This is a genomic window from Enterobacter oligotrophicus, from assembly GCF_009176645.1.
Lineage (GTDB): Bacteria > Pseudomonadota > Gammaproteobacteria > Enterobacterales > Enterobacteriaceae > Enterobacter > Enterobacter oligotrophicus.
In genome coordinates this window covers 1,860,025-1,878,453 of the sequence record NZ_AP019007.1, presented here as the reverse complement: position 1 = coordinate 1,878,453, position 18,429 = coordinate 1,860,025, and the positions used below count along the sequence as shown (strand labels likewise).

Below are 18,429 nucleotides of genomic sequence, written 5' to 3'. Positions count from 1 at the left end.
ATATACAGCCCCGATACATGCTATCGGGGCTTTTTTTATTCCTTTTGTACTCTTGTACTGGTACAGTGCTGCGCATTAAAATTCAAACCACATTTTTGACTGGAGTAATGGCTGTATGGCGACACTAACCACCACCCAAACATCACCTTCGCTGCTTGGCGGCGTGGTGATCATCGGCGGAACCATCATTGGTGCGGGGATGTTCTCCCTGCCTGTGGTCATGTCCGGTGCGTGGTTCTTCTGGTCGCTGGCGGCGCTGGTGTTTACCTGGTTCTGTATGCTCCATTCCGGGTTGATGATCCTTGAAGCCAACCTGAACTACCGCATTGGCTCCAGCTTCGACACCATCACCAAAGACCTGCTGGGGAAAGGCTGGAACCTGGTGAACGGGCTTTCTATCGCGTTTGTGCTCTATATCCTGACCTACGCGTACATCTCCGCGAGCGGCTCGATTCTGCATCATACCTTCTCGGAGATGTCGCTGAACGTGCCGGCGCGTCTGGCCGGGCTATGCTTCGCGCTGGGCGTGGCGTTTATTGTCTGGATGAGTACCAAAGCCGTGAGTCGCATGACGGCGATCGTGCTGGGTGCAAAGGTCATCACCTTCTTCCTGACGTTTGGCAGCCTGCTTGGGCATGTGACACCCGCGACGCTGTTTAACGTGGCGGAAGTGAACACCTCTTACACACCGTACCTGCTGATGACCCTGCCGTTCTGTCTGGCGTCGTTTGGCTATCACGGTAATGTGCCAAGCCTGATGAAATACTACGGCAAAGATCCGCGCACGATTGTGAAGTGTCTGGTTTACGGCACGCTGCTGGCGCTGGGGCTGTATGTGATTTGGCTGCTGGGAACGATGGGCAACATCCCACGTCCGGAATTTATCGGCATTGCGCAGAAGGGCGGAAACATCGATGTGCTGGTGCAGGCGCTGAGTGGCGTGCTGAACAGCCGCAGCCTGGATCTGCTGCTGGTGGTCTTCTCTAACTTTGCAGTAGCAAGCTCTTTCCTCGGCGTGACGCTGGGCCTGTTTGACTATCTGGCGGATCTGTTTGGTTTTGATGATTCTGCGATGGGACGCTTCAAAACCGCACTGTTGACCTTCCTGCCGCCGATTGTGGGCGGTCTGCTGTGGCCGAACGGCTTCCTGTACGCCATCGGCTATGCCGGACTGGCGGCAACCATCTGGGCGGCGATTGTGCCGGCGTTGCTGGCGCGTAAATCACGTAAACGCTTCGGTAGCCCGAAATTCCGCGTCTGGGGCGGCAAGCCGATGATTGCCCTGATTCTGGTGTTCGGTATCGGCAACGCGCTGGTACATGTGCTGTCGAGCTTTAATCTGTTGCCAGTGTATCAGTAAGTCTTTGTGCCGGATGGCGGCTACGCCTTATCCGGCCTACGGGTTCCTGTAGGCCCGGTAAGCGAAGCGCCACCGGGCAAAACAATGGCTACCCCACCAGCTCCTCTTTCACCTGCATCGCTAAATCAAACGAATGCAAACGTGCCTGGTGATCGAAAATCTGGCCGTTAACCATAATCTCGTCCGCCTGCGTCTCTCGCAGCACCGCTTCCAGCCCGTGACGCACTTTCGCCTTATCACCTACCAGCGACATGCTCAGCGCCTGCTGCACGCCATACTGCTCTGACGCAGACCACAGCTGATGCATATTTTCTACCGGCGGTGGAAGCTGTCCGGTTTCGCCGCGACGCAGCTTCACAAAGGCCTGCTGCATGGAGGTAAACAGGAATTCCGCGTCGCGATTGCTGTCGGCGGCAATGATGTTGATGCACACCATTGCGTATGGCTTCTCCAGACGCCCGGACGGTTTGAAGTTCGTGCGATAAAGATGCAGTGCCTGGTGCAGCATATCCGGCGCGAAGTGCGAGGCAAACGCAAACGGCAGCCCCAGTTGCGCGGCAAGCTGCGCGCTGTACAGACTTGAGCCTAACAGCCACACCGGGATCTTCTCGCCATAACCCGGCACCGGCCGCACGTGCGGGTTAGGGTCACGCGCGTCGAACCAGTCCACCAGCTCCGCCACGTCGCGCGGGAAGTTATCGATATCACCGCTCATATGGCGGCGCAGGGCACGCATGGTCGGCTGGTCACTGCCTGGAGCACGGCCAAGCCCTAAATCAATACGGCCCGGATAGAGGGTATTGAGCGTACCGAACTGCTCGGCGATAACCAGCGGGGCGTGGTTGGGCAGCATCACGCCGCCGGAGCCCAGGTGCAGGGTCGTGGTGTTTGCTGCCAGATAACCAATCAGTACCGAGGTGGCGGCGCTGGCGATGCCCACCATGTTGTGGTGCTCCGCCAGCCAGTAGCGGTGATAGCCGCGCTTTTCAGCCAGTTGAGCAAGATCGAGAGAGTGTGAAAAGGCCTCTCGCGCTGAGGAGCCCTGTGGGATCGGTGCCAAATCCAGCACCGAGAACGGAATGGTTTTATCAGTCATAACAGCTCACTTTGTCGACAGCGTATCTTTTAATAGTGCATTAAAAATGAATACACGTTGTTAACAAAGCGAGCTTTTTTTAAACCTGTAACTCCAGCCCTGCCAGTCGTTTCCAGTAACCATTGCAATCGCTGTTCGCCGTCAGCGGCAGCGGTGATGCGCCGTGTTCATTGGCGCGGAAGGCATCCAGCATCGCAAATACGCTGGTATCCAGCGGCGACAGACGCACCATATCCACCAGACCTTTCATCGACGCCAGCTCGTTGCCAAGGTTATACACGTAGCCGCTCATGGTCTGAATGCCGTTCAGGACAAATACCTGCTGATTCTCCTGAGAAAGCATACTGCGACCGTTCGGGTACTTAATGCAGCAGGTTTCACACTCGTCTTTCGGACGGTCTTCCGAGCGTGCGGTAAAGCAGCGGGCAGAGTAGGCCAGCGGCAGATGACCGTAGCTCAGCACTTCCACTTCAAACTGGTTGCGAATGCCTAACTCATCGCACTGGTCCAGCAGATTCACCAGCCAGTCGCGAGAAAGCTCCACCGGCATGCACCAGCGCGTCATTCCCTGTTTGAGCAGCAGGCGCAGGGTCACCGCGTTATAACAGTTCAGCGCATGTCCGGCGACAAACGGCAGCTTGCGTTCGGCGCACATGTTCACCACGCCCAGGTCGCTTGCTTCCAGCAGGAACTCACCGTTCTCGACGTAGCGTTTCAGTTCGCCCAGTTCGGACGAGGCCTGCACCAGCGCGAGCGTGGAGAGGACTACCTGTTTGCCGCTTCTGGCGAGGCTTTTCGCCATATCCAGCCAGTCGCCCACTTTGGTGGCGCGGCGCTTGCTGCAGACGGCTTCACCGAGATAAATCACATCGGCACTGCTGGTTGCCGCCTGCAGGTAAAAGTCTTCCAGCGTCTCTTTTGGCCAGTAGTAAAGCACCGGCCCTAATGAATATTTCATGGTTATCTCACTGCCATTTACGGTGGTACGCACCAAGCGTGGTTTGTGTGCCTTCGGACATCGCGCCAAGCGTCTCCATCCAGGCCGGTTGCGGAGCATAGTTCTGCGGGTCGGCCATGCAGCGGTCAATGGCCTGACGCCACACTTTCGCCACCTGGCTCACGTAGGCCGGGCTGCGCTGGCGTCCTTCAATTTTCACCGAGGCAATATTCGCCGCCAGCAGTTCCGGCAGCAGCTCCAGCGTGTTGAGGCTGGTTGGTTCTTCCAGCGCGTGGTAACGCTCGCCGTCGACCAGGTAACGGCCTTTACACAGCGTCGGGTAACCTGCGTTTTCACCGTCCTGGTAGCGGTCGATCAGCACGTCGTTCAGGCGAGACTCCAGCCCCTGCGGGGTTTGCTGCCAGCGAACAAAGCGGGCAGGCGAGCAGGCACCTACGGTGTTCGGTGATTCACCGGTTAAATAGGAGGAAAGATAACACCGCCCTTCGGCCATAATGCACAGGCTACCAAAGGCAAAAACTTCCAGCGGCACTGGCGTGACGCGCGCGAGTTGCTTAACCTGATGAATAGAGAGCACACGCGGCAGCACCACGCGGGCGACGTCAAAGTGTTGATGATAAAAACGCACCGCTTCTTCGTTGGTGGCGGATGCCTGAACAGAGACGTGGCGCTCAATATGCGGATAACGTTCTGCCGCATACTCAAGCATGGCGAGGTCGGCCAGGATTAACGCGTCGGCACCCAGTTGTGCCGCCATATCCACCGCGCGCTGCCAGCGGGCGTAGCCATCAGGATGGGCAAAGGTATTGATGGCAATATGCAGCTTACGGCGATGCTGATGAACGAAGTTAACGGCTTCCTGGAGCTTTTTTTCCGTAAAGTTAAGACCAGCAAAATGGCGGGCGTTAGTATCATCTTTCAGCCCGATATAGACCGCATCGGCCCCATTTTCGATGGCCGCCTTAAGCGCCGGAAGGTTTCCGGCAGGGCAGAGCAGCTCCATAATTTATCCTGATGTTGTCGATCGCAGCGATCGCAAAATTGTTAACGAACTGGGATTTTAATTAACCCATACGCGACAATTTTTGATTTAAGGCAGCTAATGGCGTATTGATGACACCAATAATGAGGTACACCGGACGACGGTTTGTTGATTTACGCCGCTATGTTCTCGCAGGGATATGGCAAAATAACAGGACTATAGATATCAGGGAGTAAAGCTCGTGCTGGATAAACTGCGTTCACGTCTCGTACAATTTGGCCCATCAATGCTGAGCGTACCGGTAAAACTGGCACCGTTTGCGCTAAAACGCCAGGTGCTGGAGCAGGTGCTGAGCTGGCAATTCCGCCAGGCGCTGCAGGACGGCGAGCTGGAGTTTCTGGAAGGCCGCTGGCTGAGTATTAATGTCCGTGATATTGGGCTGCGCTGGTTTACCTCGGTCGAGAACGACCAGTTAATTGTGCAGGAGTCCGCTGAGGCGGACGTGAGCTTTAGCGCCAATGCCAGCGATCTGCTGATGATCGCGGCACGTAAGCAAGATCCGGATACACTCTTTTTCCAGCGCCGTCTGGTCATTGAAGGTGACACGGAACTCGGCCTGTACGTTAAAAATTTGATGGATGCTATTGAGCTGGATCAGATGCCAAAAGCACTGCGTATCATGTTGATGCAAATGGCAGATTTCGTTGAGGCCGGGTTGAAAACCCCGCCGGAAAGTAAACACACTTCAGTAGGTGAGCCATGCTGATTCGAGTCGAAATTGGGATTGATGCACCAGGTATTGATGCGCTGTTACGCCGCGCTTTTGCGAGCGATGCGGAAGCTCAACTGGTTCACGATCTCCGCGAAGACGGCCTGATTACACTGGGGCTGGTTGCCACCGATGACGAAGGTCAGGTGGTTGGCTATGTTGCTTTCAGCCCGGTTACCGTTCAGGGCGAAGAGCTACAGTGGGTAGGAATGGCACCGCTGGCGGTTGATGAACACTACCGTGGGCAGGGGCTTGCGCGCCAGCTGGTTTACGAAGGGCTGGATTCACTGAACGAGTTTGGCTACGCGGCGGTTGTTGCGCTGGGTGATCCGGCGTTTTATGGTCGCCTGGGCTTCGAGCAGGCGGCGCATTACGATCTGCGCTGTCGCTGGCCGGGCACTGAATCCGCGTTCCAGGTGCATCGTCTGGCGGATGACGCGCTGAACGGGGTTAATGGTCTGGTGGAATACCACGACCATTTCAATCGCTTTTAATCAGGCTTTCGCGTAGCGCCTCAAAGGAGCCATCTCCGGTGACGAGGCGCTCTTTCTGGCGCTTTGTGAGCTGCTTAATGCGGTATTCCAGCCTGAGCGCCAGCGATCTGTCGCCCACGGCGGCAGAAAAGGCCAACTCTAATTCCCCTTTCCCCCGCAGCGCTTTTGCCCCTTTTCCCGTTTGATGTTGCAGGAAACGCCGCGCCACATCGGTGGTGATCCCGGTGTAGAGTGCGTTATCAGCCGTTCGGACAAGATAGAGAAACCAGCACACGGTATAAAGTTCAGTATGTTAAGGTGAACGCACCATAGCACGAGAGAGAACGAAAATGGAAACACTGGTCGCCATCAACCGCTGGCTGGCGAAGCAGCATGTTGTTACCTGGTGCGTGTATAGCGAAGGGGAGATGTGGTGTGCGAACGCGTTCTACTTCTACGATCCTGAGCGCGTAGCTTTCTATGTCATGAGTGAAGACAAAACGCGTCACGCGCAAATGACGGGCCAGCAGGCAAAGGTTGCAGGTACGGTTAACGGCCAGCCGAAAACGGTCGCGCTGATCCGCGGCCTGCAGTTTAAAGGGGAGATCCGTCGCCTCGACGGAGAAGAGAGCGACGCGCAACGTAAACGCTATACGCGCCGCTTCCCGGTTGCCGCTGCCTTAAACGCACCGGTGTGGGAAATCCGCCTCGATGAGCTGAAATTTACCGACAACACGCTGGGCTTTGGCAAAAAGCTGCACTGGTTACGCACCGAGCAGGCGTAGCGCTTCACGGTTAAAGGCGGGCAGATCGTCCGGGGTTCGGCTGGTGATCAACTGATCTTTATCGTTGACCACCTCCTGATCGTAAAACTCCGCGCCCGCATTTTTCAGATCGATAACGATCGGTTTCACGGCGGTGAGCTTACGCCCGCGTACCACGTCGGCGCTGATCAGCAGTTGCGGGCCGTGGCAAATGGCAAAGACCGGCTTGCCAGTGTTAACGAAGTCGCGGGTGAAGGTCACGAAGCGTTCGTCTCCGCGCAGGGAATCCGGTGAATGGCCGCCGGGTAACAGCAGGGCATCGAAATCAGACGGACTGACGTTATCAATAGATTCGTCAATCGTCACGCTGGCTTCGCCTTTGTGGCCTTTCACGGTTTTACCCGCCTCTTTCTCAATGGTGATGACCTCATGTCCCGCCTTGCGGAATGCCTCTGCAGGAGAGGTGAACTCTGAATCTTCAAACTCGTCGGTAATCAGGACTGCGATTTTTTTACCCATGGTTCCTCCGTTGTTTTCGCTTCAGACTGTTTATTTCCCGTTTGTGGTAAATACTTACCTGAACAGACTTTTAAGTGTGGTAGAGCTGGTTGAAATCGCAAACGGACAATTCTGTAAAGGGGGAGAGATGAGCCAGGTACTGATTACAGGTGCAACAGGGCTGGTGGGTGGACACCTGCTGCGGTTGCTGCTCCAGGAGCGCAAGGTGAATTACATCGCTGCGCCGACGCGTCGCCCGCTTGCTGACATATCCGGCGTCTTTAATCCCTGTGATCCCCAACTGACTGATGCGCTGGCGCAGGTGCAGGACCCGATTGATATTGCTTTTTGCTGCCTCGGTACGACGCGTCGCGAGGCGGGCAGTAAAGAAGCGTTTGTCCATGCCGACTACACGCTGGTGGTGGATACCGCCCTGACGGCGAAAAAGCTGGGTGCGAAACATTTCCTGGTGGTTAGCGCGCATGGCGCGAACGCAAGCTCGCCCTTCTTCTACAACAAGGTGAAGGGCAAGATGGAAGATGCGCTGATTGCGCAAAACTGGGAACAATTGACGATCGTGCGCCCCTCTATGCTGCTTGGGCACCGCGACGAACGCCGTTTTAACGAGTCGTTTTTCGCCCCTCTGTTCCGCATCCTTCCCGGTAACTGGAAATCCATCGAAGCACGGGATGTGGCGCGCGCGATGCTGAAAGAGGCGTTAGCTCCCTCGAAAGAGGGCGTGAACATTATTCCTTCGGCAAAACTGCGTGAAATCGCGCAGGGCGAGGCGTAAACTCCCCGAGCTTATTAAATAATACTCTCCGGGGAATGCTATGACTGGTCAGTCTTCATCTCAGGCGGCAACACCTGTTCAGTGGTGGAAGCCCGCACTCTTCTTTCTCGTGGTCATCATTGGCCTCTGGTACGTGAAATGGCAGCCGTATTACGGTAAAGCCTTCACCGCCGCCGACACGCACAGCATCGGTAAATCCATTCTCGCCCAGGCGGATTCCAGCCCGCTTCAGGCGGCGTGGGATTATGCGATGGTCTACTTCCTTGCCGTCTGGAAAGCCGCTGTGTTAGGCGTGCTGCTGGGTTCACTGATACAGGTGTTGATCCCGCGCCACTGGCTGGTGAAAACGTTAGGCCAGCCACGCTTTCAGGGCACGCTACTGGGGACGATTTTCTCTCTGCCGGGCATGATGTGCTCCTGCTGCGCTGCGCCAGTTGCGGCAGGCATGCGCCGTCAGCGCGTGTCGATGGGCGGTGCGCTGGCATTCTGGATGGGTAACCCGCTGCTCAATCCGGCAACGCTGGTGTTTATGGGTTTTGTTCTCGGCTGGTATTTCGCGTTTATCCGCCTGGTTGCAGGGCTACTGACGGTACTGGTGGTGGCGACGCTGGTGCAATATCTGGTGAAAGACAAAACGGTGGAGCCTGCGTCTGTTGAGCTTGACGTCAGCGAGCCGCAGGGCGGTTTCTTCGCCCGCTGGGGCAAAGCGCTGTGGCAGCTTTTCTGGAGCACCATCCCGGTTTATATCCTGGCGGTACTGGTGCTGGGAGCGGCGCGCGTCTGGCTGTTCCCGCATGCGGATGGCGCTATTGATAATTCTCTGCTGTGGGTGATTGCGATGGCGGTGGCAGGGTGCCTGTTTGTGATCCCAACGGCGGCGGAAATTCCAATTGTCCAGACCATGATGCTGGCCGGTATGGGCACCGCGCCGGCGCTGGCGCTGTTAATCACGCTACCGGCGGTAAGCCTGCCGTCGCTTATCATGTTGCGTAAGTCTTTCCCGGCGAAAGCGCTGTGGTTAACGGCGGGGCTGGTGGTGTTAAGTGGGGTGATTGTGGGAAGTATTGCGTTGGTTTAAAAAAAAGCCCGGTGGCGCTAGCGCTTACCGGGCCTGCAGTCAGGTGTGGATTACTTAATGTAGGTAAACGCGGTGGTGACGTGCTTCACGCCGCTCACCCGGCTGGCGATATCCGCTGCCGCTTTGCCTTCACGTTCAGTCACCAGGCCCAGCAGGAACACTTCGCCGTTCTCGGTGGTGACTTTCACGTTTGAGGATTTCACCTGGTCTGTACCCAACAACTGGGAACGTACTTTGGTGGTGATCCAGGTATCGGACGACGCCGTGCCCAGACCAATCGGCTGGCCCTGACGCACTTCGTTAAATACCTCTGACGTCCCTTCGACACCCATTGCAATCTGTTTGGCGCGGTTGGCGAGATCCATATTCGGTGCCTGGCCTGCCAGCAGCACTTTGCCCTGGTATGCCGTCACGTTGATGCGCGCTTCTTTCTTGATCTGTTCGTCTTTCGACAGCGCACTGTTAACGCGCAGCTCCAGCGTACCGTCATCAACCTGCGTGCCGACAGAGCGCGGATCGGTCGCCGCTTTGGTACCGACAGCTGCCGTACCCACAACGGCAGCCGCGATACATCCCTGAAGTAGCAGTGCAGACATCACGACTGCGAGGGTCGATAAAGCCTTCATTAGAACTCCTTAATCATCCTGGTGAGGGAAAAGCGTGTTATCGATCAAATCGCATAAACAGTTCACCGTGAGCATATGCATCTCCTGGATGCGAGCGCTACGGTGTGAAGGAATGCGGATCTCCACATCCTGCGGCCCCAGCAGACCGGCCAGCTCACCGCCGTCATAGCCGGTTAACGCAACGATGGTCATATCGCGGGTCACCGCAGCTTCAACGGCTTTGACGATATCCCGGCTGTTGCCGCGCGTGGAGATTGCCAGCAGCACGTCTCCGGTATGGCCTAAGGCGCGCACCTGCTTTGCGTAAATCTCGTCATGCAGACGATCGTTTGCAATCGCAGTTAAGACCACATTATCGGTATTTAGTGCAATAGCAGGCAAACTTGGGCGTTCTGTTTCAAAACGATTGATCATGCTGGCAGCAAAATGCTGTGCGTTGGCGGCGGAGGTGCCATTGCCACAACAGAGGATTTTGTTGCCGTTGAGCAGAGACTGGACCAGCGTCATCGCTGCGCGGGAGATCGCATCCGGCAGGGCTTCTGCCGCGGCAATCTGCGTTTGAATGCTTTCCGTGAAGCACACTTTAATTCTTTCGAGCACGTTATCCCTTTTAAATCTTAATTATGCGTCTTCGCCAAAAGCGTTTTTCAGCCAGTCGATCTCGTTTCCGGTGAAGGCTACCACATCGAACCGGCAATCCACAGTATCAAAACTCCCATTATGGCGGGCAAGCCACAAGTGGGCAGTCTGTAATAATTTATGTTGTTTGGCGAGCGTCACGCTGGCGGCAGCACCGCCAAAACGGGACGACTGTCGGAAACGCACTTCTACAAACACGGTGACCTGACCATCTTTCATAATCAGGTCGATTTCGCCGCCACGTCCACGCACGTTCGCGGCGATAAAGCGCAGTCCTTTGCCTTCAAGCCAGCGACGCGCTTTTAACTCCCACGCATCGCCGGTCTGTTTGCGGCTTAACTGGCCGGGACGATCTGCCCCTGCTGGTATTTGAGCCATGATAACTTCCTGTTAATCACACAATCCTGAGTGGCGGTCAGATCGCCGGTGTTGCCGTTAAGCTCAAAGCCCGGCACCTGACGCATCTGGGTAAAGTGGTTTGCCAGCGCCCATGCATCCACGCCCATGGCGTACAGACGCGCCAGAGAGTAGTCGTTACGCACTGCGCTCAGCGCCTGCTGCATCAGCGCCGGGTTGCTGCCCGCCAGCATGGGGATCTCGCTGTACTGCAAGCCTTCCATTTCCAGACGGAAATCCGGGCCTGCCGTGCCTTGCGCGCTGCGCGAGCTGGCATAGAGCGTTGCACCGCTCTGGCTGCCATTACGCATCGCGATCATTGGCTTGATAAAGGCGATCTCTTCCGGTGTGGCAACGATATAAGCCGCATCCACTTTGCCGCCACCGCTGATCTGCGCATCGGTTGGCGGGGCAGGGATAGTCAGGCCACCGATGGTCACGCTCTGCTGCTGCGGCAGGCTTGCGGTGACCGGACTACCGTTGAGCGCAATACCCGCGCCGCCGTTTACGCCTGCTCTCAGTTCAGAAGCAGAGCCAAATTTCTGCTGCAGCACTACGCCGCCGCCGATCTTCTGCCACTCTTCGGCAAACGCAGTTGCCACGCGGTCACCCAGTGCACTGCGTGGGATCAGCAGTAAGGGGGCCTGTTTCCCCTGCTCGTGAATGTGACGTGCTGCATCGCGGGCTTCGTCTTCAGGAGAAAGCGCGAAATAGCAGATGTTAGCGCGATTCTGCACCTGCTCAGGCTGGTTGAGCGCCAGCACGTTCAGCGTGGTATTGCTTTTCATCAGCGCTTCGACGTTATTTTTCAGCAGCGGGCCAACAACGATACTGGCCCCGTCCTGCTGAACCTGCGCCAGAACCTGGTCAAGCGGCTGTGCGCTGGTGTCGTAAATTTTCAGCTCAGCACCAGGGTTAGCGCTGGTGGTTGCAACAGCCTGTGGCTGTGCTGCCGGTTGCTGTTCTGGCTGAGTTGTCTGCGGTGGCGTCTGTTCCGCATCGACCGGAGCCTGAACGGCAGGTGCAGGTGCCGCAGCCGGAGGCGTGGTCGGTGCCGTGACCGGGTTCTGTATTGTGCCCTGCGCAGGCGTTTGTGCAGTGGTCAAATCGCTGGTCTCTGCCGCAGAAGGGCTGACAACATCGTTCACATTCGCTGCCTGCGCCGCCTGCATTGGAACCGCACTGCCGGTCACCGCAGTCGTACCGTTTTTCGCGGCTTCAAAACCCTGCTGAATGGTACGACCAAACACCGCTGCCTGGCCGTTCAATGGCAGTAGCAGGGCGATTTTGCTGGTGGACGCGGGTTTAAAGTTCTGCACATTCACCAGCTGCGTTGGCAGCATTTTGGCACCAGGATTTTGCGGATAGCGGGTCTGCCAGTCGGTGATACCGGCTTTCAGCATGTTGGGATCGCTGCGGTTGTTGAACCACATTTGCTGTAGATCCAGCCAGCCCTGCAGCACGTTCTCATCCGCGTTAATGACCAGAGTCTGGGCTTGTTCCTGGGTCATGGAGGCCAGCGCCTGCCAGGTGGCATCGATATTTTTTTGCTTATCCGCACCGCTAAGCAATGGCTCTTGCGCGATCAACGCGCGAAGAAGTTGCAGCGAAGGACGGCCCTGCTCCGCCGTGATGCCCGCCTGCCAGAAGCGGGCCTGCTGGTTTTTATCCAGCGCGCTCAGGTCAATGCTGCCGAGGGTCTTTTTCGCCGCCGCGTAATCTTTCTGCGCCACTTTCAGCTCGGCAGACAGTAAGCTCTGCTCACGACGCTGTGTGTCGTTAAGATCCTGCGGCAACTGGTTGAACAGTTCGGCGGCCTGCTGCGTTTTGCCTTCTTTCAGCAGTGCACGAATGGCGAGTAATTGCCAGTTGATCCTGGTATCATTTGAGCTCTGCGACATTTGTTGCAGATAAAAGCCAGAATCAGCCTGAGCGGAACCCTGCATATGGGCAGTGCTCTGGTCGGGTGCCTGGGTGCCACAGCCTGCAAAGATCAGGGCTGCCAGCAGAAGCGGCACGCTGCGCGCGGCTTTTGTTCGAAGAAACGTTAACGGTACCATACTGTATCCAGTGATTTTTTACGCAATGCTCAATATTAAATCGGCAATACGGACTAAACAATGAAACAACACGAAACGGCAGATAATTCTCAAGGCCAGCTTTATATTGTACCTACTCCTATCGGGAATTTGTCTGATATTACCCAACGTGCGCTGACCGTATTGCAAGCTGTTGATTTAATTGCCGCTGAAGATACCCGTCATACGGGGCTACTGCTGCAACACTTCGCAATTAACGCCCGTTTGTTTGCCCTGCACGATCACAATGAGCAACAAAAAGCCGACACGCTGGTCGCGAAGCTGAAAGAGGGGCAGAACATTGCGCTGGTCTCCGACGCGGGGACGCCGCTGATTAACGATCCTGGCTACCATCTGGTGCGTACCTGCCGTGAAGCGGGCATCCGCGTGGTGCCGTTGCCGGGGCCGTGTGCTGCCATTGCGGCGCTAAGCGCTGCGGGTCTGCCGTCCGATCGTTTCTGCTATGAAGGTTTCCTGCCAGCTAAATCCAAAGGCCGTCGCGATGTGTTAAAAGACCTGGAAGCCGAACCGCGCACGCTGATTTTCTACGAATCCACCCATCGTCTGCTGGAAAGCCTGGAAGACATGGTCACCGTCTGGGGCGAAGGCCGCTACGTGGTGCTGGCGCGCGAGCTGACCAAAACCTGGGAAACCATCTACGGTGCGCCAGTGGGTGAACTGCTGGCGTGGGTGAAGGAAGACGAAAACCGTCGCAAAGGCGAAATGGTGCTGATTGTTGAAGGGCATAAAGCGGAAGAGGATGCCCTGCCAGCCGATGCGCTGCGCACGCTGGCGCTTCTGCAGGCAGAATTGCCTCTTAAGAAAGCGGCTGCGCTGGCGGCTGAGATCCATGGCGTGAAGAAAAATGCGCTGTATAAGTATGCGCTGGAGCAGCAGGGGGAGTAAATTTTTACTCGTTTGTTTTGCCGGGCAGAGCTGCGCTTGCCCGGCTTATAAACTTGAAACTATCAGCATCAATCCCGGAAAAGACAAATAAGCATATCTGTCCGGCATTTTTCTACATTGAGCAATAAAGACAAGACGTTTTTGGATGTAACCAAAGGAAGGACGCCGGCACTTTCGTTGAAACTTTTCTTTCTCTCAATGCCGAAAACGCTTGTTGCTTGCCTTCACCTGCAACCAGCAACAATACTTCTTTTGCCGCCAGTATATCTTTCAAGCCTAGTGTAATGCCTTGCTCGACAGGTCTGTCGGCCTGTTTAAGCATATCGTGCAAGCGAGTACGCTCATCAAGAGAAGTAATATGACAAGCAGGCTCCAGCCATTCATCCGGTTCGTTTAGACCCAGATGCCCGTTTTTGCCAATGCCTAACACACAAAGATCTAAACCACCACACTCCGCAATTTCCCTGACAACGCGGGCCGACTCTTCGTGATCCGCTTTGTCGGGTGTAAACGCTATATAACGCTCAGGCTCAATGCCGAGTGGCTTAAGAAGATGCAGTTGCAGGAAAGCCTCGCAAGTCGCAGGGTTATCAGGTGCTAAACCTACCCATTCATCCAGCTTTACAAAGGTCACTCGACTGACATCTGCCTTTTCTGATTTTACTTTGTCAACGAAACGTTGATAGGTCAGTAATGGGGTTGCCCCCGTAGCCACGCAAATCACCGCATCGGGCTTACGCTGAACCAGTGCCAGTAATTGCTCGCTGGCGGCTTCGCTAACGCTTTCATAATCAGGATATTCCTGAAAAGAGATCATGTTCATTTAAAGAACTCCGAATGCCGAGCCGGCAATGGCCAGCACAAACGTAATGGCAATCAGCAGGACAGGATGCGCTTTCTTCACACGCAGCAGGTAATACATCAGCAAGGTATATCCCATCGGTAAAATATTGGGGAATACCTTGTCGAAGAAATCCTGCTGGAGTGCAACATTATGGGTGCTGTCGATGGCAAACGTAGTCACTACATTGATATGGACGTACGAGGCGATCAGTCCGCCAATAACCGTAATACCCAGTATGGTTGCCGAACGGGCAATCATCTGCGAATTTTCCCGCACCTTATCAATCGCCTTGATTCCGACGGTGTATCCAACATGCGTCCAGCCGACACGCAGGAAGAAAATCGCGAGATAGACGGCGAAGAAAAGGATGGGTCCCAATAAATTTCCCTGGCTGGCAAATGATGAGCAAATCCCGGCCATAATCGGCAGCAATGTAAACCAAAAAATTGCGTCACCAATCCCGGCAATTGGCCCGAAGAGAGCCACTTTCAACCCTTTTATCGTGCTGCGGTTTTCACCTTTCTCTTCCATTGAGATCAGCAAGCCCATCAGGAAACCCACCAGATTTGGATGGGTATTAATAAATTCCAGATGATCTTTCATTGCGGCGCTCAGACCATCTTTATCGTCTTTGTAGATCTTTTTGAGAATGGGCAGCATAGCCCAGGTAAACCCACCAGCCTGCATACGTTCGTAGTTAAAACTTGCCTGAAGCAAAGAAGAGCGGAATCCCAGGCGAGTAATATCTTTTTTACTGATTTCAGATCCCATTGCTGTAGTCCTCTTCATCGTTTTTTACGCTCGCAGCTGGAGGCTGGGCGGCATTTCTGGATTTAGCGTTAAAGAACTCATACACCGCGAACCCGGCACCCAGTACGGCGACAGGCAGCAAATTACTGACCTGGATATAACAGACGAACAAAAACCCGGCGATCAGATAAGGGATATACTGTGCTTTAAACATCACGCGAAGCAGCAAACCAAAGCCCACCGCAGGCAGGATACCGCCTGCGACTTCAAAGCCATGTGTAAGCCAGCCGGGCATGGCTTTTACCAGAGCCTGCATTGCGCCCTGTGCAAGGTAGGTACAAAGAAAAGCGATAATGGCGTAAGTGCAAGCGACAATGAGCGTTGTCGTCCAGTTGAGACGAGCAAATGCCGCAGTATTAGCCTCCTTCGCACATTTATCCGCCCTGGACATAAACAGTGAAAATGCCGAGTAAAAGAACAGGATGACGTACTGCATCAGCAGGCTAAATGGCAGACCAAGTCCGATGGCTGTTTTAGCGTCAACCCCCGTTGACCAGGCGATAACTGTGGTCATTACCCCAGCCATGATGGGATTGGGCGGCTGCACGCCTCCGGCCGGGGTTAGCCCGGCAAAAGCCAGTTCAGTCAGGCCGCCGGTGATCAAGCCAATATGGATATCGCCCAGAATCGCGCCTGTAAGTGTACAAACGATGATAGGGCGAAATAGAAAAAGAGCTTCCAGCCAAAAATCGATTCCCAAAATGAAGACTAATGCTGCCAGAGATAGACCCTGAACTAATGTTATTTCATGCATTTTATTGCCTCGTAATCGTGACCCGTTTTTTAGAATGTCGAGACAGCACAATTAGTCAGGAATGCCTTCTTTCGCATCACCAGGCACATCCTGAATAAAGATGTTTACGCCACTTCGTTTAATAAAACGAAGATCGTTCAGATCGTTATCGTCGACATAAACTTTGCTGCTGATTTGTCTCTTACCTTCAGAAAAATGCATATTCCCCACGTTGACATCTTTCAGCGATACGCCACCTTCAATCAATTTTTTCACTGTTTCAGGCGTTCGACAGATCAGGAAAATTTTTTGATGTGGGGCGGCCTTAGCGATAATGGCCGTGGTTTTTTCAACAGAGAAAAACCGGATACCAAAACCATAGGTTTCTGCTGTTATTCCCATTAGCTTTTGCTGGATTTCGTCTTTTGCCACTTCATCATCAACGACTATCAACAAGTTCGCGCCAATTGTGGATGTCCAGGTCACACCTACCTGTCCATGTACCAGGCGATTGTCGATGCGAGTCAATAAAATATTCGGTGTACTCATATCCTCTGCTCCTAAACATTTTCTGGTGTTTACACATTTACACCGTCACAGGGTTCAACGTTAATTTATCCGCCGAACCGCAAACGATAATTTTGCTTCTGACCACTTCTTTCATCGCGTCCATGCCAACGCGCATGTAGAAACGTGGATCGTTACCCTGTGGATTTTCGGCAAACCAGGCTTTGACCGCGTCAGAGAAGGCGATTTTCAGCTCGGTTGCCACGTTAACTTTGCAAACGCCCAGCTCGATGGTGCGGCGAACATCATCATCCGGCACATCACTTGCGCCGTGCAGCACCAGTGGAACCGTCACTACATCACGGATCTCGGCCAGTCGCTGGAAGTCGATTTTAGGGCGTTTGGTATACAGGCCATGCGCGGTTCCGATGGCGACGGCAAGGCTGTCGACGCCGGTCAACTCAATAAAGCGTTTTGCTTCCTGTGGGTCGGTCAGAAACGCGCTTTCGGCGTCGACGCTCATGTCATCTTCTACACCGCCCAGACGGCCCAGTTCGGCCTCGACGCTGCAGTCGTTGAGGTGGCAAAAATCAACCACGGATTTCACCAGCTTCACGTTTTGCTCAAACGGATAATGACTGCCGTCGATCATCGCACTTCGCACGCCAGCGTGGACCTTGCGACGAATATCGTCCAGTGATTCGTGGTGATCGAGATGCAGCGCCAGCGGCATGTCGTAGGTGATAGAGTACGCACTGCACAGGGCGTAGATCTCTTCGAGCGCAATATGTTTAAAAGTGCCCGGCGTGCCGGCGAGGATCACTGGCGAACGCATTTCGCTACACACTTCGAGGATCGCCTGGATCGTTTCGGCATTATGGATGTTAAATGCAGGAACGGCGTAACCTTTTGCCTGTGCATCCTGCAGAAGATATTTAGTTGAGATAATACTCATGATGCGATCCTCTTAAGCCTGCCACGGATGAATAATCACGCCCTGCACCACACGGTTGACTGTGCCGCTGGCTGATGGCGAATCCGGGGTGTTGCCTACATTCAGGGACTGGGTCAGGGCAAAAACCTGGGCGTACATCAGGAAGCAGAACGCCTGCTCCACATCGATAAACATGCGTGAAGGCGGCAGCAGAATATGCGGGCCCGCTTCGATGACCGGATCGGTTTCGGCGGCAATGGCGACCACGTGCATGGCCTGACGATCGCGGCGCAGCTCTGCCAGCAGATCCAGATCGTATTGACGGGTATACGGATGGCTGGAGACAAACACGACGACCAGCGTTTTGTTATCTATCAGTGACTTCGGCCCGTGGCGGAAACCGGTGGGGGAATCATAGAATGCCGCCAGTTTGCCTGCGGTCAGCTCCAGCACTTTCAGCGCCGATTCACGCGCCGCGCCCTGTAGTCCACCGCTTCCCAGATAGACGATCCTTTTCCACGGATCGTTGCCGAAGACGCCGTGGCTGAAATCCCCGAGTGAGGTGAGGATCGCCTGACAGCGATCGGCCACGTCCCGGAACGTTGTGCTGTTGATCCGCTCCGGTGCAAATACGGCCAGGCAGCTTGCCATCATGGTGGTAATGCTGCTGGTCATCGCGAACCCGCGATCGTGCGTTTCAGCTGGCATCAGCAGTGCATAAGCGTTATCACTGTCGACGGCATTCTGGTACAGGCTTCCCGCCTCATTGCAGGTAATCGACAGGTGATAGCACTCCGGCACAAACTGGTCCGCCAGCTTAACGGCGGCTACGCTTTCAGGGCTATTGCCGGAACGGGCAAAAGAGACCAGCAGCAGTGGGTGTGCGGGGCTGAAGTAATCCATCGGGTTCGTGACCAGATCGGTCGTCGGTACGGCGGTGATGTTTTTACCGGTGTGGCTGGCGAGCCATGGCGCAATAATGTCGCCGATAAATGCGGAGGTGCCAGCGCCCGTCAGCACAATCTGCAGATCGTCCTTGCGCAGCAATGGCGTCAGGAAACTGTCGATCGACGAACGCAGGTTATCAATATTATTGAGCGAGCGGACCCAACAGGCGGGCTGCTGCAGTATCTCTTCTTCGGTCCAGGTGCCGGTGGTCGTGGCGGTTTTGATTTCTGGCATAAC

The 18,429-nt window shown here is 55.0% G+C and carries 22 protein-coding genes; 7 read left to right on the top strand and 15 right to left on the bottom strand.

Annotated elements, in window-relative coordinates:
• Nucleotides 1-115 precede the first annotated feature (115 nt).
• Complete coding sequence (gene mtr, locus EoCCA6_RS09010; RefSeq protein WP_152082398.1) at nucleotides 116-1,360, top strand: tryptophan permease; 1,245 nt, start codon at nucleotides 116-118, stop codon at nucleotides 1,358-1,360.
• An 88-nt stretch (nucleotides 1,361-1,448) separates the two neighbouring features.
• On the opposite strand, the gene EoCCA6_RS09005 is transcribed toward mtr, so the two are convergent.
• The 3 genes from EoCCA6_RS09005 to ubiU all read right to left on the bottom strand — a co-directional run bounded on the left by EoCCA6_RS09005 (nucleotide 1,449) and on the right by ubiU (nucleotide 4,417).
• Nucleotides 1,449-2,456 carry a luciferase-like monooxygenase gene (locus EoCCA6_RS09005; RefSeq protein WP_152082397.1) on the bottom strand — a complete coding sequence of 336 codons (1,008 nt, stop codon included), beginning with the start codon at nucleotides 2,454-2,456 and terminating at the stop codon, nucleotides 1,449-1,451.
• 79 nt (nucleotides 2,457-2,535) lie between these two features.
• Nucleotides 2,536-3,414, bottom strand: coding sequence for a U32 family peptidase (locus EoCCA6_RS09000; protein WP_152082396.1), 879 nt, complete (start codon nucleotides 3,412-3,414; stop codon nucleotides 2,536-2,538).
• A gap of 7 nt (nucleotides 3,415-3,421) precedes the next feature.
• On the bottom strand, nucleotides 3,422-4,417 hold the full coding sequence (gene ubiU, locus EoCCA6_RS08995; RefSeq protein WP_152082395.1) for a ubiquinone anaerobic biosynthesis protein UbiU: 996 nt from the start codon (nucleotides 4,415-4,417) through the stop codon (nucleotides 3,422-3,424).
• Nucleotides 4,418-4,637: 220 nt separating this feature from the next.
• Between ubiU and ubiT the strand changes: the two genes are divergently transcribed.
• Nucleotides 4,638-5,162, top strand: coding sequence for a ubiquinone anaerobic biosynthesis accessory factor UbiT (ubiT, locus tag EoCCA6_RS08990; RefSeq protein WP_152082394.1), 525 nt, complete (start codon nucleotides 4,638-4,640; stop codon nucleotides 5,160-5,162).
• Nucleotides 5,156-5,659, top strand: coding sequence for a GNAT family N-acetyltransferase (locus EoCCA6_RS08985; protein WP_152082393.1), 504 nt, complete (start codon nucleotides 5,156-5,158; stop codon nucleotides 5,657-5,659). The genes ubiT and EoCCA6_RS08985 overlap by 7 nt, the downstream gene beginning before the upstream one ends.
• Here EoCCA6_RS08985 and EoCCA6_RS08980 read toward each other — a convergent pair.
• Complete coding sequence (locus tag EoCCA6_RS08980; RefSeq protein ID WP_152082392.1) at nucleotides 5,646-5,933, bottom strand: GIY-YIG nuclease family protein; 288 nt, start codon at nucleotides 5,931-5,933, stop codon at nucleotides 5,646-5,648. The genes EoCCA6_RS08985 and EoCCA6_RS08980 overlap by 14 nt on opposite strands.
• 55 nt (nucleotides 5,934-5,988) lie before the next feature.
• Between EoCCA6_RS08980 and EoCCA6_RS08975 the strand changes: the two genes are divergently transcribed.
• On the top strand, nucleotides 5,989-6,423 hold the full coding sequence (locus tag EoCCA6_RS08975; protein ID WP_152082391.1) for a YhbP family protein: 435 nt from the start codon (nucleotides 5,989-5,991) through the stop codon (nucleotides 6,421-6,423).
• On the opposite strand, the gene EoCCA6_RS08970 is transcribed toward EoCCA6_RS08975, so the two are convergent.
• Nucleotides 6,403-6,921, bottom strand: a complete 519-nt coding sequence (locus EoCCA6_RS08970; protein ID WP_152082390.1) for a type 1 glutamine amidotransferase domain-containing protein — start codon at nucleotides 6,919-6,921, stop codon at nucleotides 6,403-6,405. The two genes, EoCCA6_RS08975 and EoCCA6_RS08970, sit on opposite strands and share 21 nt — an antisense overlap.
• A 127-nt stretch (nucleotides 6,922-7,048) precedes the next feature.
• Here EoCCA6_RS08970 and EoCCA6_RS08965 point away from each other — a divergent pair, with 127 nt between their 5' ends.
• Both EoCCA6_RS08965 and EoCCA6_RS08960 read left to right on the top strand, forming a co-directional pair.
• Complete coding sequence (locus EoCCA6_RS08965; RefSeq protein WP_152082389.1) at nucleotides 7,049-7,693, top strand: NAD(P)H-binding protein; 645 nt, start codon at nucleotides 7,049-7,051, stop codon at nucleotides 7,691-7,693.
• Nucleotides 7,694-7,733: 40 nt separating this feature from the next.
• Complete coding sequence (locus EoCCA6_RS08960) at nucleotides 7,734-8,771, top strand: permease (protein WP_152082388.1); 1,038 nt, start codon at nucleotides 7,734-7,736, stop codon at nucleotides 8,769-8,771.
• Nucleotides 8,772-8,821: 50 nt separating this feature from the next.
• Here the strand turns inward: EoCCA6_RS08960 and dolP are convergent, their stop codons facing one another.
• From dolP to EoCCA6_RS08940, 4 genes are read right to left on the bottom strand one after another with little or no spacing between them, the layout of a single operon-like run.
• Nucleotides 8,822-9,397: a division/outer membrane stress-associated lipid-binding lipoprotein gene (gene dolP / locus EoCCA6_RS08955; RefSeq protein ID WP_152082387.1), complete on the bottom strand. Its 576-nt coding sequence runs from the start codon at nucleotides 9,395-9,397 to the stop codon at nucleotides 8,822-8,824.
• A 9-nt stretch (nucleotides 9,398-9,406) separates the two neighbouring features.
• Nucleotides 9,407-9,997 carry a DnaA initiator-associating protein DiaA gene (gene diaA / locus EoCCA6_RS08950; protein ID WP_045331019.1) on the bottom strand — a complete coding sequence of 197 codons (591 nt, stop codon included), beginning with the start codon at nucleotides 9,995-9,997 and terminating at the stop codon, nucleotides 9,407-9,409.
• A gap of 21 nt (nucleotides 9,998-10,018) precedes the next feature.
• Nucleotides 10,019-10,414: a YraN family protein gene (locus tag EoCCA6_RS08945; protein WP_152082386.1), complete on the bottom strand. Its 396-nt coding sequence runs from the start codon at nucleotides 10,412-10,414 to the stop codon at nucleotides 10,019-10,021.
• Nucleotides 10,372-12,492, bottom strand: a complete 2,121-nt coding sequence (locus EoCCA6_RS08940) for a penicillin-binding protein activator (protein WP_152082385.1) — start codon at nucleotides 12,490-12,492, stop codon at nucleotides 10,372-10,374. Before EoCCA6_RS08940 ends, EoCCA6_RS08945 begins: the two co-directional genes overlap by 43 nt.
• Before the next feature lie 60 nt (nucleotides 12,493-12,552).
• On the opposite strand from EoCCA6_RS08940, the gene rsmI reads away from it, so the two are divergent.
• Nucleotides 12,553-13,416, top strand: coding sequence for a 16S rRNA (cytidine(1402)-2'-O)-methyltransferase (rsmI, locus tag EoCCA6_RS08935; RefSeq protein WP_152082384.1), 864 nt, complete (start codon nucleotides 12,553-12,555; stop codon nucleotides 13,414-13,416).
• A gap of 112 nt (nucleotides 13,417-13,528) precedes the next feature.
• Here rsmI and EoCCA6_RS08930 read toward each other — a convergent pair whose 3' ends face one another.
• Genes EoCCA6_RS08930 through EoCCA6_RS08905 form a run of 6 tightly spaced genes read right to left on the bottom strand, consistent with a single transcriptional unit; the run spans nucleotide 13,529 to nucleotide 18,426 of the window.
• Nucleotides 13,529-14,233 carry a galactosamine-6-phosphate isomerase gene (locus EoCCA6_RS08930; RefSeq protein WP_152084425.1) on the bottom strand — a complete coding sequence of 235 codons (705 nt, stop codon included), beginning with the start codon at nucleotides 14,231-14,233 and terminating at the stop codon, nucleotides 13,529-13,531.
• Between the two features lie 6 nt (nucleotides 14,234-14,239).
• A complete protein-coding gene (gene agaD, locus EoCCA6_RS08925; protein ID WP_152082383.1) occupies nucleotides 14,240-15,031 on the bottom strand; it encodes a PTS galactosamine transporter subunit IID in 792 nt (263 codons plus the stop codon).
• Nucleotides 15,021-15,824 carry a PTS galactosamine transporter subunit IIC gene (agaC, locus tag EoCCA6_RS08920; RefSeq protein WP_152082382.1) on the bottom strand — a complete coding sequence of 268 codons (804 nt, stop codon included), beginning with the start codon at nucleotides 15,822-15,824 and terminating at the stop codon, nucleotides 15,021-15,023. Before agaC ends, agaD begins: the two co-directional genes overlap by 11 nt.
• A gap of 51 nt (nucleotides 15,825-15,875) precedes the next feature.
• A complete protein-coding gene (gene agaB, locus EoCCA6_RS08915; protein WP_152082381.1) occupies nucleotides 15,876-16,352 on the bottom strand; it encodes a PTS galactosamine transporter subunit IIB in 477 nt (158 codons plus the stop codon).
• Between the two features lie 37 nt (nucleotides 16,353-16,389).
• Nucleotides 16,390-17,265 (bottom strand): tagatose-bisphosphate aldolase subunit KbaY, encoded by an 876-nt coding sequence (gene kbaY / locus EoCCA6_RS08910; protein WP_152082380.1) that lies wholly within the window; start codon nucleotides 17,263-17,265, stop codon nucleotides 16,390-16,392.
• A 12-nt stretch (nucleotides 17,266-17,277) separates the two neighbouring features.
• The gene (locus EoCCA6_RS08905; RefSeq protein WP_152082379.1) at nucleotides 17,278-18,426 is read right to left on the bottom strand and encodes an SIS domain-containing protein; all 1,149 of its coding nucleotides are present in this window, start codon (nucleotides 18,424-18,426) and stop codon (nucleotides 17,278-17,280) included.
• Nucleotides 18,427-18,429 lie beyond the last annotated feature (3 nt).